Source organism: Tardiphaga sp. 37S4 (assembly GCF_021044645.1).
Lineage (GTDB): Bacteria > Pseudomonadota > Alphaproteobacteria > Rhizobiales > Xanthobacteraceae > Tardiphaga > Tardiphaga robiniae.
In genome coordinates this window covers 664569-679822 of sequence record NZ_CP088008.1, presented here as the reverse complement: position 1 = coordinate 679822, position 15254 = coordinate 664569, and the positions used below count along the sequence as shown (strand labels likewise).

General features: G+C 56.4%; 17 protein-coding genes and 2 pseudogenes. 7 read left to right on the top strand and 12 right to left on the bottom strand.

Annotation, left to right across the window (positions count from 1 at the left end; genetic code table 11):
* The first annotated feature begins 110 nt into the window (after positions 1-110).
* Positions 111-1457, top strand: coding sequence for an NAD(P)/FAD-dependent oxidoreductase (locus tag LPB73_RS03285; RefSeq protein ID WP_231079599.1), 1347 nt, complete (start codon positions 111-113; stop codon positions 1455-1457).
* On the top strand, positions 1457-2278 hold the full coding sequence (locus LPB73_RS03280) for a DUF1365 domain-containing protein (protein WP_231079598.1): 822 nt from the start codon (positions 1457-1459) through the stop codon (positions 2276-2278). Before LPB73_RS03285 ends, LPB73_RS03280 begins: the two co-directional genes overlap by 1 nt.
* 804 nt (positions 2279-3082) lie before the next feature.
* Here LPB73_RS03280 and LPB73_RS03275 read toward each other — a convergent pair.
* The 5 genes and pseudogenes from LPB73_RS03275 to LPB73_RS03255 all read right to left on the bottom strand — a co-directional run bounded on the left by LPB73_RS03275 (position 3083) and on the right by LPB73_RS03255 (position 5914).
* Positions 3083-3259 (bottom strand): hypothetical protein, encoded by a 177-nt coding sequence (locus LPB73_RS03275; protein WP_231079597.1) that lies wholly within the window; start codon positions 3257-3259, stop codon positions 3083-3085.
* 785 nt (positions 3260-4044) lie between these two features.
* Positions 4045-4239, bottom strand: coding sequence for a hypothetical protein (locus LPB73_RS03270; RefSeq protein WP_231079596.1), 195 nt, complete (start codon positions 4237-4239; stop codon positions 4045-4047).
* 403 nt (positions 4240-4642) lie between these two features.
* A pseudogene (locus tag LPB73_RS03265) lies at positions 4643-5128 on the bottom strand (ferritin-like domain-containing protein).
* 197 nt (positions 5129-5325) lie between these two features.
* Positions 5326-5538 carry a hypothetical protein gene (locus tag LPB73_RS03260; protein WP_231079595.1) on the bottom strand — a complete coding sequence of 71 codons (213 nt, stop codon included), beginning with the start codon at positions 5536-5538 and terminating at the stop codon, positions 5326-5328.
* Positions 5539-5638: 100 nt separating this feature from the next.
* Positions 5639-5914 (bottom strand): hypothetical protein, encoded by a 276-nt coding sequence (locus tag LPB73_RS03255; RefSeq protein ID WP_231079594.1) that lies wholly within the window; start codon positions 5912-5914, stop codon positions 5639-5641.
* A gap of 425 nt (positions 5915-6339) precedes the next feature.
* Between LPB73_RS03255 and LPB73_RS03250 the strand changes: the two genes are divergently transcribed.
* A complete protein-coding gene (locus LPB73_RS03250) occupies positions 6340-6519 on the top strand; it encodes a hypothetical protein (RefSeq protein WP_231079593.1) in 180 nt (59 codons plus the stop codon).
* A 67-nt stretch (positions 6520-6586) separates the two neighbouring features.
* Positions 6587-6847, top strand: a complete 261-nt coding sequence (locus tag LPB73_RS03245) for a PepSY domain-containing protein (RefSeq protein WP_175365840.1) — start codon at positions 6587-6589, stop codon at positions 6845-6847.
* 26 nt (positions 6848-6873) lie between these two features.
* On the opposite strand, the gene LPB73_RS03240 is transcribed toward LPB73_RS03245, so the two are convergent.
* Positions 6874-7041 (bottom strand): hypothetical protein, encoded by a 168-nt coding sequence (locus tag LPB73_RS03240; RefSeq protein ID WP_170849796.1) that lies wholly within the window; start codon positions 7039-7041, stop codon positions 6874-6876.
* Between the two features lie 85 nt (positions 7042-7126).
* On the opposite strand from LPB73_RS03240, the gene LPB73_RS03235 reads away from it, so the two are divergent.
* Positions 7127-7336, top strand: coding sequence for a hypothetical protein (locus LPB73_RS03235; RefSeq protein WP_231079592.1), 210 nt, complete (start codon positions 7127-7129; stop codon positions 7334-7336).
* A 1180-nt stretch (positions 7337-8516) separates the two neighbouring features.
* The gene (locus tag LPB73_RS03230; RefSeq protein WP_231081055.1) at positions 8517-9242 is read left to right on the top strand and encodes a Crp/Fnr family transcriptional regulator; all 726 of its coding nucleotides are present in this window, start codon (positions 8517-8519) and stop codon (positions 9240-9242) included.
* Between the two features lie 349 nt (positions 9243-9591).
* Here LPB73_RS03230 and LPB73_RS03225 read toward each other — a convergent pair whose 3' ends face one another.
* The 6 genes and pseudogenes from LPB73_RS03225 to LPB73_RS03195 all read right to left on the bottom strand — a co-directional run bounded on the left by LPB73_RS03225 (position 9592) and on the right by LPB73_RS03195 (position 12928).
* On the bottom strand, positions 9592-9732 hold the full coding sequence (locus LPB73_RS03225; protein WP_231081054.1) for an outer membrane protein: 141 nt from the start codon (positions 9730-9732) through the stop codon (positions 9592-9594).
* A gap of 391 nt (positions 9733-10123) precedes the next feature.
* A pseudogene (locus LPB73_RS03215) lies at positions 10124-10266 on the bottom strand (CsbD family protein); the annotation flags it as partial.
* Positions 10267-10849: 583 nt separating this feature from the next.
* Positions 10850-11011, bottom strand: coding sequence for a hypothetical protein (locus LPB73_RS03210; protein WP_170849797.1), 162 nt, complete (start codon positions 11009-11011; stop codon positions 10850-10852).
* A gap of 15 nt (positions 11012-11026) precedes the next feature.
* A complete protein-coding gene (locus tag LPB73_RS03205) occupies positions 11027-11278 on the bottom strand; it encodes a hypothetical protein (protein ID WP_231079591.1) in 252 nt (83 codons plus the stop codon).
* Positions 11279-11583: 305 nt separating this feature from the next.
* Positions 11584-11826: a hypothetical protein gene (locus tag LPB73_RS03200; protein WP_231079590.1), complete on the bottom strand. Its 243-nt coding sequence runs from the start codon at positions 11824-11826 to the stop codon at positions 11584-11586.
* Positions 11827-12316: 490 nt separating this feature from the next.
* Entirely contained in the window at positions 12317-12928 is a 612-nt protein-coding gene (locus tag LPB73_RS03195) for a hypothetical protein (RefSeq protein ID WP_231079589.1), read from the bottom strand.
* A 1066-nt stretch (positions 12929-13994) separates the two neighbouring features.
* On the opposite strand from LPB73_RS03195, the gene LPB73_RS03190 reads away from it, so the two are divergent.
* Positions 13995-15152: a sensor histidine kinase gene (locus LPB73_RS03190; protein WP_231079588.1), complete on the top strand. Its 1158-nt coding sequence runs from the start codon at positions 13995-13997 to the stop codon at positions 15150-15152.
* The last annotated feature ends 102 nt before the right edge of the window (positions 15153-15254 follow it).

Genomic DNA, 15254 nt, shown 5'->3' with positions numbered 1-15254 from the left:
CAATTGGATCACGCCTCAAGTGATCCAATGCGCGCTGGGTTCCGTAAATATTGGCAGCTTGGCGCATGGAGGGAAGTCTTTTGACGAGAAAGATTGCTGGGAGTGATAGAATGAACAGCTTTAACGCCGCGGCACATAGCGGAAGCCTCGACATAGCCGTTGTTGGGAGTGGTATTTCCGGCCTGTCCGCAGCGTGGCTGCTTTCAAAACGGCATCGGGTTGTTCTGTACGAAGCCGATAGCCGCCTGGGTGGGCATAGCCACACGGTCGATGTGGCGGGTGCCGCGATCGATACGGGCTTTATTGTCTTCAACGAATCCACCTATCCAAACCTGACATCACTCTTTGAGCATATCGGCGTCGCCACGAAGCGATCCGACATGTCTTTTGCCGTCTCGCTCGACGATGGCAGGCTTGAATACTCCGGAACCGGCCTTCTGGGCCTGTTCGCGCAGGGTCGAAACGCCATCAGCCCACGATTCTGGCGGATGCTGCGCGACCTCGTGCGCTTCTATCGCGAGGCGCCACGCAATGTGGCGGCCTTGGGCTTGATTACGCTCGATGAGTATCTCGACGCCGCCGGCTACGGAGAGGGATTCCGCAACGATCATCTCTATCCGATGGCGGCCGCCATCTGGTCCACGCCTGCTGCAAAGATCGGCGCCTATCCAGCGGCTTCATTCATAAAATTTTGCGACACCCACGGCCTCCTGAAACTGTCTAGCCGCCCTATCTGGCGCACCGTGTGCGGCGGCAGCCGCTCCTATGTGCGAGTGCTGACTGACGCCATAACCGAAATAGTGTCTGACTATCCGATCCGTGCAATCGTTCGCACCCCTAACGGTCCCGAGGTCGTCGGATATGACAGTGTTCGACGCCGTTTCGATCAGGTGGTAATTGCCACTCACGCGGATCAGGCGCTCCAAATGCTTGTTGATCCGAGCAGCGAGGAACGGCGACTGCTTGGCGCGTTCGACTATATCGACAACGATGCAGTCCTTCATTCGGACCCTCGCTTGATGCCGCGCCGCCGCCGGGTTTGGTCGAGCTGGAACTACATGGCGAGGGACGACGATGATGGTCGCAAGCTCGCAGTGACCTATTGGATGAACCGTCTTCAGGAAATCGAAAGTGAGCGGCCGCTTTTCGTCACGCTCAATCCCCACCGGGAGATCGCACCAAACTCTGTTCTCAGGGAAATGCGCTACAGCCATCCCCGTTTTGATGTAAAGGCGATGCGAGCGCAGAGAGAGCTTTGGTCGTTGCAGGGCAAGCGCAATACATGGTTTTGCGGCGCCTATTTCGGCGCCGGCTTCCACGAGGATGGATTACAGGCCGGCCTTGCCGTCGCTGAAGCCCTCGGGGGCCTGCAGCGACCCTGGACGGTCGCTGATGAATCCGGCCGCATCCATATTCATGAGACCGTGCCTGCCACACCTGAAACGGAGGCTGCCTGATGTCGGGCTTTCATTCGGCCCTCTACTCCGGCTCAGTGATGCATCACCGATTGCGGCCAAGAGAGCATCGGCTGCGCTACAGCATTTTCTACATGCTTCTCGATCTTGATGAAGTCGATATGCTGGCAGGCAGGCTGCACCTCTTCTCGCACAACCGCTTCAACCTCTTCAGCTTCCATGATCGGGATCACGGCGAGGGAGAGACCACGTCGCCGCGGGCCGGGATCGAGCGGCATTTGCAAGAGGCCGGCATCGAAGCCGGCGGCCCGCTCCGGCTTCTCACCATGCCGCGCATCCTGGGATACGCCTTCAATCCGCTGAGCATCTATTTCTGCTACAGGCGAGACAACTCGATTTCGGCGATCTTATACGAGGTCAGCAATACGTTCGGTGAGCGTCACAATTATCTCATTCCCGTTGCCCGCGACACGAAAGTGCCAATCCGCCAGAAAAGCCAGAAGTCCTTCTACGTTTCCCCCTTCATGAGCACCGACATGGTCTATTCGTTCTCTGTCGTCCCTCCGGGAAAGAATTTGACGGTTTCGGTCATCGGTCACGATGCACAAGGGCCGCTGCTCATCGCCAAGCTCGCTGCAACCCGCCAGAATCTGACCGACGTAGCTCTAGCGCACGCCTTCTGCGTTTACCCCCTGCTGACCCTGAAAGTGATCGCAGGCATCCACTGGGAAGCATTGCTGATCTGGCTCAAGGGCATTCGCCGGCATCACCGCCCTTCTCCACCCGATCAACCGATAACACTCGGCCGCGATCTCGAAGCCGCAGCCCGTTTAACGAAGGACACGACAAATGTCCTCCGATAGCAAAATCGAAGGAGTGCGGCACCTCATCCGACGAAAGGAAGGTGGCGGGAGTTGACGATGCTGCGCTGGGAGATGCCGTCGGGCGATGCCTTCGGCGAATTACTCCGGAAAGGGCCGGACAAGGCACGACCAATATTCGGCGGCTAGAAAGCAAACACTGGGCGCGATGGCTCGCCACATTCCGGTCGGCGATGGCATTATCGAGATGCACGAGTGTTGAGCGATCGGGAACTTTCTGACCTCCCACACGCTTGGGTTTGTCGTAGCGAGGTGCCATGAGCGACAATCTTGCAAATGACGGGACTATTTTCATTGGAGACGCGGAAGCCGGCACGGTTTTCTACTGCTCACCTTGGTGGAAGAACCAAGACCGGTGATCGCTGAAGGCTGCATTAGCGCGTCGGAGTGAGTTCATGCAGCGGATTGCAGTCTCGGAGCAGGTCAAGCTACAACTTGATGATGGACCGACGTTCGCGATGGTACAGACGGCGGCGCAAGCGGCTCTCGATAGGTAAGACTCTTTAAGCTTTAAGTTCGTCCTCCGGCATCGGAACTAATCCGCCACAGGACGTTCGAATCCTCGGTTCGTTGCGTAGCGCCCGCTTGATTATTCGTAGACCGCATTATGACAACTTCGCGGTTTTTGGCACAAAGTGACGACCCGCGACGGGCGCACATTCGTCTGACCGCTGCGGAGCGCGTCTGAGAGGGTTCGGCTCACCGTTTCCTGGCACCGATCGCACGTTGTAGGACGACGCGATTCGCGAGATGGACATCGCGTATCGCGCATCGTGCAAGCAACTTCTATGCCGAGACGCCGTTGTCGAGCAAGCTTTTCTCGCCCTTTGGCGTAAGCTGATAAAGGTCGCCATCCTTCTGGACATAACCGTCCAGCACCAACTCTTCAGCCTTAGCTGTATCGTCAAAAGCAAAGGCGTTATCTATTTCCCGCAAAATCATCAGTTGATCGTCCGTAAGCATGGAAACCTCCGTTTCCATGGAAACCACGGAACGCGCAGCTTGTTCCTATTTGCGATGTCATGCTGAAGACCTTGTGGCTTCCGCCTCTAACGCACGCTGTCGTTTGCGAGCCTCTCGCGTTGTAGGCAATGAGATCCCCAACCGGCTCGCCTGACGTCTGACGGCCTGGACATTACGTTTCATGGCCGCAGCAATTTTGATCGGTGATGCCCCCGCTTCAGCCATGGCTTTAAGTTTTTCACTTTCGTTGGCCGACCAAGGCCGAACTAGCGGCATCATCGCTCATACTCCACCAACCGAAGCGGCGTCTTTTGCCTATAGCGCTCGTAGGCTGTAATCGCCTGGTTCGACAGCAGCAGAGGACGGACGATCCCCTGCCCGATCTCCAGTGTTTGATGCCTAAAGGAACGCATTTCTGACTTTCTTGTTCCGGCGGGGCCAGTAAGGCGGCCGCCGCGATAGGTCGCCGCGCCTCCTCGCGGTACTGATGCCGGCCTTCTGAAGGGTCGAGGTGTTTTTGTCGCCGCTTGATTTGGAATGAACTTTGGGTTGAGTGGCGGGTTAAGAAACATGCCCAAACGCACACGGACATCGGCCCCTATGGGCCTTCAACCTTCCCAGTTGGAATCCTGCTCGCAGATGATGCCGGCAATGCCGATTGCCGGAAATTCCAAGACCGGCCCATTTCGTCCTATCAAGAAATCGGCGAGCGACAAGGAGCGTGCTCACTCTGCGAAAGCGACGCTCCGTAAATCATTGCAGAAGCAGCGAGCCATGCAGCGCGGCTAGCTGTTGCGCTGAAGATCGTTCTGCCGAAGGAACGAGAGGCCATGCACCGTAAGGCGGTGATGATCGGTCTCCCCCTCACTGTGCAGTTGGTCAAGATGCTGGGAAAGCTGGGCGCGCACGCCCGGTGCTTCCGAATGTCCTGAGAGGGCGCCATAAATATCGATGGCGCGGTTGACGGCCGGGATGTTCATGGCGAGCTTTCTGATGGCCACAGCCACCCGTTCACCGCCGCCATGTGCGACAGTTGTCGGAGTCAAGTCCCGCGACTTCCGATCGTTCCGAAGTTTCTCAGTTCTCACTCGGAGCCAGGTGATCTCACCGGATGATGGATCGAGTTCGCATTCAGCCAGTCCTCATTGTCTGCAGCTGAGATCCAGTAGTGTGCCATCTGTAAAAGCCGGAGAGCTTCAGCTTGGTCCGTGGCTTCTTTTGCCTGTCTCGCTGCATCGGATGCCATCAACCGAAACGACGTACCTTGGCGCATTTTCGCTCTCCATGTCAGCGAAAACATAAGCCACTGTTGCGCTAAAGGTTTCTTCGACGGGTGGGAGGACTTCGTAGTCCGGCTCCAGTGACGGAGCCGGACATATAGGCTTAGAGATCTTGCTCTGCTTCGACGTTGACGACAGATTTGGCCAGCGCGGTCAACGCAACGTCGGTGGCCTTCTCTTCCTTCAACGTGGCATCGAGAAGCGAGGCAGCTTCAGGCATCCCAAGCTCCTTCGCCCGGCCGCCACGTGCCGTAGCGGGAGATCTCATAGTGCTCCACCGCCTGTGCCGCGGCAGCAAGACCGGCATCGAGAGCAGGCATGCCCCTATATTCGGTCATGATCTCTGCGCCTTCCTTGGTAATGCGCCCAATGGCTTCACACTTCTTGGCGGTCGGCTTCTTGCCGAAAATCTTAAACACGCCTTGCCGCTTGATCTGACCGGCGGTCTCTTTCTGGTGCTCAGGAAGGCGGCCTCGAGTTCTTTCGATTGTGCGGCCTTGGCCACAATCTTCTTCTCGGCGAAATAGACATCCTTGAGGGTGTCATGGAAAAAGTCGGCAAGAAGCTTGGCGTTTTGGCCATGGGAAATTTCCTCCAGTAGCCCTGGTGAGCTGGGGCGGCTTATCACGCCAGCCCAACATACCGCTTGAACTGAGGAGCTGCGCTGCGCTCTTCTTTCCAAAACGCGATGGCCGTATTCACCCAGCGCTAGCGTTAAGCTGCCCTTTATTGCCTCAACGAAAAAGGCCCCCGTGAGGGAGCCTTTTGATTTGAAGAGCAACGCGTTCAGCGGTGGCCGTGGTGGATTCCACGATGCATGTGACCATGACCGCGCTTCACGATAACAACTTTGTTGGCACGATGCCCGCGATGGTAGCCGCCGTGATGGCCGCCGCCGTGCCGCACCACGACGGTCTGAGCATCAGCCTGTGAAGTAGCGGCAGGAACAGCGATGCCGATGGTAGCGAGGGCAGCGAGAGCCAAAAGAACTTTGCGCATTATCTTCTCCTTTGAATGAGCGGAGATTGAATGCGCGACGGTACGGCCCGTTCCGTCGTCTCAGGATAAATTTCCTGAACGATTGTTCAGGAAAATGCCGTCAAGCCTGCTCTTGCTTTCGCCGTAGCGCCTCTACTGCCGCCATCCCCGCACACACCATGCCGCCGAACGTGCGCTCCCCCGCATTCACGCGCTTCAGTATTTTCTTGGCGACGAAACAGCGGTTCTTGTGGCTGTCCAACTCGCGCGGCAAGACCTCGCAGGCTTTGGTAAGGGCTATCTCCATCTCGAGAATTGTTCGCTTGTCGACTGTCTGTGCGACCAATCGCGGTGCGCCGGCGAGTGGCCGTCCGGCAATTCCATCTTCCATCAACATGACGACCTCCCTTGTTTTCCCCTATATCGCGCGTTCGGTGTTTTGGTTCCTTCAATGGGGCCTGCGGTGCTTGCGGCACCTACCGACCTTGGCAGCCCATTGATTACGCGCCACGCTGCAGCGCACCATCAATTCATTCTGGACCCTGCGATCTACCGTCGCTACGCTTTGCACAAGTTCGCCTCAAGATGCGAGCGCCGACGATAGAAATTACAGGGAGAGACCATTGAACGTTCTTCAGAAGACGAATCGGAAAACCCCAGATGAAGCCACGATTATTGCGTGGGGGCTTTTTTTCTTCATCTTGGTATCGGCCATCACCCTGATTGGTCTCTACGTTGGTTTTCGGCATTAGATAGTGAAAGCTCGCCGGATCGTCTGCGCGAGCTTTTAATTTCAACCTCTGCCGGCAACGGCTCAACTAGATGAAATACTGGAGAGACGATTTCGAGCTCGACTGGACGCTCCGCGATATCGGTGGCGGCCGGCTGAAGCTGTCCCCGATCACGGAAGAACAACTCGGCGAACTCCTGGAGATGGGCCTCGTCGAAATCGTGGACGACCAGGTCAAACTGACGGAGGCCGGAAATCGGAAGATCCAGTGAAGCCTTTCTACCGAAGGACGATTTTCCGGTATTCTAATTTGGCTCACACAGAACAAGGGAGGCTGCGATGAACAGGCTTGCTGCAGTTATTCTCTGTGGAGTCTTGCTAATGGGCGCATCGACTATGGCGCGAGCTGATCAGCCTGGACCGGATTGGATGCCAATGGAGCAAGTAAAGGCGAAGGTCCTGCAGTCCGGCTACTCGCAGGTTACCAAGCTCGAGGCTGATGATGGCCGATGGGAAGGTAACGGCATCAAGAATGGTCAAAAGATGGACTTTCACGCAGATCCGAAGACTGGCGTGATCGTCTCTGAGAAGCTTGACTAGCCTTTGCGGTCTGCGGTGAAGGGGAGCTACTTCCTCACCTTCCTTTTTTTCTTTTCAGCTTTCAGAGCCTCGGCTTGCGCGCGGAATGCTTCAGCCAGGTCGTGCATCCGCTCAGCATGCTCGGTGTCTTCCGAGCGATGAGCAACGGCCTCGGCTTTCTCAGCTTGCTTCTTGAACGACTTCGTTGATTTCATAGGAAAGTTATGCCGCAACCCGGGAAGTAGTTCCACCTGCTGCGCGGCGCTATCGTACGCCCTCCGGACGACGTAGGCTTTCGGGATGAAACAGTCCGACACTTACCGCGCGAATGCACACAACTGCGCCGAGATGGCTGCTGCAGCCGACAACGAGCCGGCCAGGAATCGGTTCAAGCGCATGGAAGCGGCATGGCTCGCATTGGCCGAAGAAGCGGACTGGCTCGATGGCGAGGCTTCGCCGAAACCTGATCTGTCGCGCAAGCAGAGCATGCCCGATCCAGAAAAGAACTGAAACTTTCGTGCGCCCGTGTCGTATCCGGATTGATCATACCGCGAGGAGCACGTTTTTGACTTATGACGATCAGATCGAAACAGCGATAGCAGATCAGGACATCGACAGATTGATAAAATTTGCTTACGGGGACACATGCAGGTGCACTACCGTCAAAGGCGAACCGATGTGCGTCTGCAAGATGTTAGCGACGGCACTTCGCTCCAAAGTTGTTCCACGTTCACTTTTCAAGAACAGGATTGAGCGAGTTGCCTCAAACGGCTGATGGATTTGCGGTCGGAGTTAACGCAGGATGACAGCGACCGAATCTTGACCCCAGAAGCCTCGCTTCGGTCGGCCCGGCGATAGAGCGACCTACCCGCCGGGCCTTTAAGCGACAATGTTCCCTAACGTTGCTGTTCGAGCAACCAGACAACACCCTCCAGTATCGACAAGCCGGTCAGGCCCGACGCGCACTGCCTAGCTTCCAAGGATGTCACTCTTCGATCGCAAGCTTCTGCTGCCTCAACTTGCGCGATGAGCCTCGGTCGAGGACGCCACCGATCACATGCAGAAGTCCGCCCCTGGAAGGCACCAGGCGCGATTACATTGCCAGCAACGTGGAGACGACGCGACGGTGGCAAGGATCCGTGTGGCAAAACGGCGAAGGTGCACCGCAAAAACATCGAGATCCGCTCTCGGTAATTCGTGTCAAATGATACGACGTCACCTCCCGGCTTGTGGTTCCATCCCGAGGAACCATTGGAGGAACCGACATGAATGAGCGTCAGCTGATAACCCGCGCATGGCAAGATGCGGACTTGGAGAAGCTCAAACAGTTGCATGCAGAGGGGGCTACGCTTCTACGAGCATGTGCGGCTATGAAGCGACCAATGGCTTCCGTCAAAAAGCGAGCTCGTGAACTTGGCCTGCATTTCGCAAGTGTTCGAGAAGTTCGGCGCGAGATCAGCGCTCGCGAGCAAACCCAATGACAGTTATTGGGTCTACAGCGCCGAAATGCCCGAAGTGCAATCGCAAGATGACGTCATTTGAAAAGGGAGATTCGGAGTTCAGATGCTCAAAGTGCGAGGTCGATCCGATGGAGCGCAGCAAGGGTTGGCTTTCGAGCGAGTTGAAGCCACCGTCAAGATGACTAGGATGCTGAGCGCAGCCGAACAGGTTCAGCCCGTAGGAGGCTACAATCGACCCTCTAGTCGTCCTTATAAAAAAACTGAAAGAGCACTCACACCTGAGCCAAGAGGACCTTTTGGAGATCCGCCGGCTGCCGTGCTCTGTCCGCGAATTGGATAGTCATGAGGACTTCATTCGGCAGGGCGATCGACCCAAGGTGTCCGCCATCGTCGTCGAAGGGATGCTCGCTCGGTATCATCTCCTGCCGAATGGCGCGCGCCAGTATTTGTCCTTTCATCTCGCTGGCGACATGCCGGATTCACAGTGTCTTTTCATCGAGGTGATGGATCATGCCGTCTGCGCGATCGGCAAGGCCGTCGTCGCCTCGGTCCCGCATCGGGACTTGATGAAGTTATTCGATAGCAGGCCAAAGGTTGGCGCTGCAATCTGGCGTGAAACCCTGATTGACGCCGCCATCTTCCGTGAGGCAATCACGAACAACAGCGCGCGATCTGCTCCTGCCCGCATGGCTCATCTCTTCTGCGAACTCTTCTACCGATCGCGGGCTTCCGGCTTGACGCGTGACGATACGTGTACGCTGCCGATAGGTCTTAACCAGCTGGGAGAGGCGCTTGGGCTGTCGCTAGCTACCGTAAACCGCGCTTTGGCCAACCTTCGAGACACCGATCTTGCCGACTTCAAGAGCGGGTCTCTCACCATCAGAAATTGGGCGGGTCTGGCGGACTGCGGCGAGTTCAATCCTCGCTACCTGCATCTGCGACGCGAGCCGTTCTGACCTCGCGAATGTCCACGAACAGCGCAATGGCGGCACCTATGCCAGTCTCAAGACCGCTGTCGAGTTTGTCGAGAGGCTGCACAACGCGATCACGGTTCTTAGCATCTCGGCGGTGGTCGCGGTCTGACCGACACTAGCCTCTGACCAAATCCCGGTAACGCCTTCCCGACATTGGCCGAGATTATGCGTAGGCAGGGAAAGGCCCGGCTTTCGCCGGGCCCCGGTCTGCTGAATTCAGTGTTCGGACTTACAAGTTTGAGCCGCCCCAATTGAAGTGATAGTTGATGCCACCCTTCACAGGGTGGGTGGTGGCACCAAACTCCAGACCGCCGGAAGCAAATGCAGTCAGTTAGCGTTCGCTGCCGTAGTCGGCACAGATGTACTCACCCTTGAGCGACCAGTTGGGGGCGAACATGTATTCCACGCCAGCGCCGACGGTCCAGCCCGACAGCACTTTGCTCTCGCTGAAGCTGCCGCCTAGGGCGGCGATCGAAAAGCGAATATCGGCCCATGCGTAGCCGCCCTTGGCGTAGAACGCGCTGCGCCTGATGTCACACCGACGCGACCGGCGACACCGCCGAATGAACGAATCTTATCCTCAAGCGTGACCGGAAATGCCGAACAAGCCGGTCTAGCTGTGTCGTGATACCGCGGACGTTGACGCGATCCGAACAGCCGTAACCACCCATGACACCGAGATAGAAGCCCGACCAGTGGTAGCCTACCGGAATCGGAGCGAGCGGGGCTTTAGTGTAGGGACGAGCTGCTAGATCGGCGGCAGCTGCGCCCAAGGTTAAAACGACCGCGGCCATCGCGGCTGATTACCAACTCTGACGTCCATACCAGTCGTCGACTTCCTTCGTGGTCTGGTCCTTGGCCTAGCCATAACGCTCTTGAAGACCACCCTCGAGTTGCTCCCGTTTGCCGTTGATGACGTCGAGGTCATCGTCAGTGAGCTTGCCCCACTGCTCCTTGACCTTGCCCTTCATCTGCTTCCAATTCCTTCGACCCTGTTCCAATCCATTTTGGGGTGAACGCCGTGAGGGGGTGCGAAAAAATTTAGCTTCACCCCTTGACCGAACGCGGCGAAAATCTACATCGACAATCGCCTTTAAACGAAAGGAGTGAGGAGGCCCTACATGACAAGCAGTGCCATGTCGATGAATGAAATCCACGCAAATTCTCTGCTCGCTAGCACCTTCACGCACCCACGGGAGGTTCTTGCGAATCCCTTCTTAGACGCCCTGCAAAAGAGATGCATCCTAGCTGCTTGGGCATCAGATGCATTTACTGTCGAAGGGAAGCCGTGGCTGCGCCAGATTCCAGGCTCCCATGAGACTGTAAGGATCGGTGATATTCTCGCAGCTCTCCGATCCCTTGATGAGGATGACGGTCCCCCACCGAAGACGTCGCGAATGCCGTTGCCGGAGGCACCGATTCGTGTCCGAGCTGTGGGCCAGACCGCAGGAGAGGATCGACGCCGCCGTCTCGTGGACATCCATCCATAAGGCGCGAAACCATTTTCGCAAAGAAGCCGCCCGAGCATATTGCTCGGACGGCTCAATCGTCGACCCATCGAAAAGATCGATGCAAGTCCGCCGCAATCGTCAATGAGTGTCGGTCCTTTTCCACTTTTCAAGGTCCGGCTTTTCTCGGTCCTGATCAAACTGTTCCTTTTCCGGCACGCCTCTCCAGGGCTTGTCGGTTTGTTTCGTTGGAGCCCAATCTGACTCCGTGTGGGGATCATCTTTGGGAGTTTCTTTGCTCATGGTCCCTCCGAAATGTTACTTGCCGGCGCCGATGTTGCCGCCCTTGACGTTGCCCAGCGAGTTGTCCCCCTGCCCCGAATTGCCATTGTTGCCCTTCAGCGCGGCGTTCCCACCTGTATAAGTGTGGCCGGATCCGGTCGTCATGCCCTGTCCCGTGTTGACGCTCTGGCTGGGATGGCGCGCGCGGGATTTCTCGGCGGAAGCACTGGTCATCGCGGCAGCCGCGAGGAGAAGCGCCGCAGCGCCGATCATCGTAATCTTTTGCATGGAGTACAACCTGTCTGTTCGTGAAGCTCTTGCTTTTCGAACGTGGGGTCACCGGACTCGTTCCGTGCTTATCTCAAAGTGCCGAGGCACATCACGAAAGCGAAGTCGGTAAGGCCCTTGGATGATGGCTAAATGCGAAGTATGCGCGCATAATGAGAGCATGAAGGTTTATGTTGAGAACATTGCACCGCCCGGTCCGCTACCCGCTTCTACGGAGGCCCCGGACCTGCAATCTGTACACCGCGCCACCCCGCCCCTTCCGCCAGAGAAGCTGGTGCACGCCAGGATCACCAGCGCAAATAAAGTCAGGCTTTGATGGGCGCTATCGCCTTCGCTCGCCAAATCGCCAAACGCAGTTCAGCTTCATCTGCCTGTACAACCGTTTGGGCGTCACGAAACAGATGAGATATTTTCCATCCCTCGATGTTTCCATGCCTGCTTGTCGAAAACTGTCGCAGCTCGGTGGCAACGCCGGTGAGCCGAATCTTTCGCTCTATATCGATTTGATATGGGCGTTCATTGATCGCCGCTCCAATGTCGGCTTTCAATAAGTGTCTAAGCGCCCAAAGGTTGCATGTCAGGCTATATTTCTACTCAAGCTAGTGCCGCGGCGAACGTCTAACCTCGCAGCGAGCAGGAGATAGGGGTCAAACTTTGATTTGACTACTGCCGACGTGGGCAATCTACATAAGAGCCAGCGGCTGGACCGTATCCTCGCCATGTACGATTGCTGCTTTTTGCTTTTGAAGATGCAAAACCAGATCGCAGATGCGCCCTTTCGTTAAAGCGTCTACGTCCCTGGCGAAACCAAGATATCGAGTAATCTGATCTTCCAGGCTGATACACTTGGCACACATAATGCGCTCCCATTGCGGGCGGGAGCTGTGCTCTCATCACTGATTAAAGCCAAAATCCGAGCAGTGATGGAGGTCAAGTAACGCGACCGGCTCTGGTTCCCGCACTCCGGGCAACGTGCGTGCGATCACCTACACCGCGTGACGACTTGCTTGATCGTTCTGAGCCCCGGCGCTCTGTAGCTCAGGCCATGCGCGAGAGAAAAGAGCCAGGATCGAGTGGCCCCTCTTTGCCTTTTTCCTTAAGCCAAGCTTCTTGAGTGAGCGCGGTATTCGCTTTCAGAAGCTCGATTATCGGTGCCTTAGTGATCCGCGCGTTGAGCGTGCCGACGGGATCCTGCTCGTCGTTCATCACTGCGCCGAAAGACTGCAACACCGCCTTGATCCGGCCTGCACGATCTTCGGCAAGATCAGGACCGACCATTTTGTCCCCGGCGAAATCGACCTTGTCGGCAAGAAACCTGTATTCGTCGGCGATCTCGACGGCACCGCTGTTGTAGATTCTCGCGATAACCTTGCCGTTGACTTTTATTTCGGTGTGAATGTTTTTGGTCTGATTGTCGGCCAAGCCATCCCCGCTTGGTGGACCCAATTCTGCGCCCGACGCGAACGCCTCGGCTGGACTGATCACCGGATGATCTGCCAGCCATATGGCTTTCATCTCCTCGGCCGTTGGCTTTTTTTGCGGCTCAATTGTCTCGATCGTGCGAAGCTCGGCATCCGAGATTTGCGACGGCGGCGCGGGCATGCCGAACTGAGGTGACGATACCAATCCAAACTGGGAAGCGCCGATCATGTGCCCTTCGATCCTTGTTCGATTCGCGTCGTCCGATATCATCGCCAGAGCTTAAAGAAAAACTTAACCGGCGCTGAAGACATCAGCTTGAATGGCGACTCCCGCCTTTTAACCCTGAGCCTCGGGGGCGTTTCATTCTCCGTTGGCGATGGCGTTTCTGATCATTCGGTTTACGGCAAGGCTCTTAACTCCAAAAACCGTTCTGCAATCAGCGACGAAAGAACCCCTGATCGATGCAGTTCGAGAACCTTTCGGCAGCGTGCTTCATAATCTCTGAGGTCGTATTCCCTGTGCTGTGGGAACGCTTATGGACCGCCCCTCAGATGAGAGAACACTTTATGAGCCTGCTCGGGAAAGTCCTGTGCACTTTGTGCCAAGAGAGAGAGATTTTCTCGACCGCTGAGAAGGTGTTGTCCAATCGCAACGCGCCATCCTGTTCCGCTCGCGGGAACCCAGACGGTTCTTCGTCAGGCGGGATCAGTGTGTTTTGATTGGTTCGCCGGAGGGGGTTTTAAGAACCAATCTATTTTGACAGGTTCCGGCAGCCGCCGCGCGAAAATGCCGGCGGTTTTTTTTATTGTGAACAAGATTCTAAACAAGCTGCAGGTGGCCTTACTTCTTTGGATTGAAGTGCCCGTCCAAGGTTTTGATGCTTCCAGGCGAAGGTTGCTTCTTCGCGAACCCTTTGGGGGTGATCGCCGCCCTACCATTCTGGAGCGTCGGCAGATTTGGCCTGATGCTCTCGGGACAGCTGCGCCCTCTTGTACTAATCGGCCCGCAAGATCCCCTCGTCGGTTGCGCGCGCAACCTTCGTTAGCCGCTGCACTTCGCACAGAGTCTTCTCGTCATTTGCAACTGTCATGATTTACCTTGTCTCCCGGCGTTCGCGGGGACCTCGTGCCAATGCACTCTATGATATTAAGTTCCGTCTCCGACGCCTGATCCGTGGGAATAAATACATCGACATCAAACGGTAGGGCGAGTACGAGTCAGGCATCACCTCCAAATCAACAGGCACTCGGTGACTGAGGGCCCTGCAATGCTCCCGCCGCAACGAGGAGCATTTATGGTGATTTCATCTGGCGAAACGAACGTACTGGTCGTCGAAGACGAGATGGTTCTGCGTATGCGCGCCGTCGATATTGTCGAAGACGCAGGATTTACTGCAGTCGAAGCAACCAATGCTGATCAGGCCATCAGCGTGCTCGAAGCACGATCCGACATCTCGCTTCTGTTTTCAGACATCCAGATGCCAGGGAGCATCGACGGACTGAAGCTCGCACACGCGGTTCATGAGAGATGGCCCGACATCAAGATCATCCTTGTTTCTGGTCAGATCAATCCGTCGGCTGAAGAGAAGCCTGAGAATAGCCGGTTCTTTGGTAAGCCCATTGACAGTGAACAGATGATCGCTGAACTGCAGGACATGATCGGCAAAGGCGCGCTCGAAGTTGTCTCTGGACAGGCAGCTTCGATTGCTAATCCGACATCGGGCACACATTCTGCCGCCGAGGAAACCCTGACGGCCGAAAACGACAGCTTGCGACTGTTGTTGGAACAGGCCGGAATAGACGCCGAGTTACTGCTCGCCCAAGCGGGGATAGACGCGAAGGAGCGCGAAGCTGCCGATAAGCTGCAACAACTTGTCCTTGGGGAATTGCATCATCGGATCAAAAACACGCTCGCGACGGTCAGCGCTATCGCGTCGCAAAGCCTGCGAACCGCTACAAGTATCCAGCATGCGCAGCAAGCGATTGAGGGGCGGCTTCTCGCTCTCGGTCGAGCGCATGACCTGCTGATGCAGGTGAGTTGGGCCGGCGCCGAGCTTGGAATGACCCTCCGCAAGGCCATAGAGCCTTTTGACACGAAGATTGCTGGCCGCTTCGTTCTATCAGGGCCGGAACTTGATATCGCTTCGGCTGCGGTGATCGCACTGGCGATGACAATCAACGAACTTTGCACAAATGCCACGAAATTCGGAGCTTTGTCAGACCCCGCGGGCCGCGTGAAGATAGAATGGACGGTCGACGGTCCATCACAGCGTCTTTCCCTAAAATGGATAGAGACCGGCGGCCCCCATGTCTATTCGCCTACACGCCGAAGCTTCGGCACGCGCATGATGGAGTCGCTAGGGCAGCAGTTGAACGGCTCTGTCCATCTGGCTTACCCGCCATCGGGCTTCACTTACACTCTGGATGTGCCCGTTGCTTCGATAAATAAATAGGGCTTGGAGGTCCTGGTCGGACTCTACTTCGCTGCCGGTGCCGGGCGGTTGCGAGAGAACAGGTCTCGCCTCGCGTATTAACTTCCATGATCCCACCAGCTT

What these genes read in the sequence shown, in the direction of transcription:
- LPB73_RS03285 (WP_231079599.1), top strand. Translation starts at nt 111, where the DNA reads ATGAACAGCTTTAACGCCGCGGCACATAGCGGAAGCCTCGACATAGCC.
- LPB73_RS03280 (WP_231079598.1), top strand. Translation starts at nt 1,457, where the DNA reads ATGTCGGGCTTTCATTCGGCCCTCTACTCCGGCTCAGTGATGCATCAC.
- LPB73_RS03275 (WP_231079597.1), bottom strand. Translation starts at nt 3,259, where the DNA reads ATGCTTACGGACGATCAACTGATGATTTTGCGGGAAATAGATAACGCC.
- LPB73_RS03270 (WP_231079596.1), bottom strand. Translation starts at nt 4,239, where the DNA reads ATGAACATCCCGGCCGTCAACCGCGCCATCGATATTTATGGCGCCCTC.
- LPB73_RS03260 (WP_231079595.1), bottom strand. Translation starts at nt 5,538, where the DNA reads ATGCGCAAAGTTCTTTTGGCTCTCGCTGCCCTCGCTACCATCGGCATC.
- LPB73_RS03255 (WP_231079594.1), bottom strand. Translation starts at nt 5,914, where the DNA reads ATGTTGATGGAAGATGGAATTGCCGGACGGCCACTCGCCGGCGCACCG.
- LPB73_RS03250 (WP_231079593.1), top strand. Translation starts at nt 6,340, where the DNA reads ATGAAATACTGGAGAGACGATTTCGAGCTCGACTGGACGCTCCGCGAT.
- LPB73_RS03245 (WP_175365840.1), top strand. Translation starts at nt 6,587, where the DNA reads ATGAACAGGCTTGCTGCAGTTATTCTCTGTGGAGTCTTGCTAATGGGC.
- LPB73_RS03240 (WP_170849796.1), bottom strand. Translation starts at nt 7,041, where the DNA reads ATGAAATCAACGAAGTCGTTCAAGAAGCAAGCTGAGAAAGCCGAGGCC.
- LPB73_RS03235 (WP_231079592.1), top strand. Translation starts at nt 7,127, where the DNA reads ATGAAACAGTCCGACACTTACCGCGCGAATGCACACAACTGCGCCGAG.
- LPB73_RS03210 (WP_170849797.1), bottom strand. Translation starts at nt 11,011, where the DNA reads ATGAGCAAAGAAACTCCCAAAGATGATCCCCACACGGAGTCAGATTGG.
- LPB73_RS03205 (WP_231079591.1), bottom strand. Translation starts at nt 11,278, where the DNA reads ATGCAAAAGATTACGATGATCGGCGCTGCGGCGCTTCTCCTCGCGGCT.
- LPB73_RS03195 (WP_231079589.1), bottom strand. Translation starts at nt 12,928, where the DNA reads ATGATCGGCGCTTCCCAGTTTGGATTGGTATCGTCACCTCAGTTCGGC.
- LPB73_RS03190 (WP_231079588.1), top strand. Translation starts at nt 13,995, where the DNA reads ATGGTGATTTCATCTGGCGAAACGAACGTACTGGTCGTCGAAGACGAG.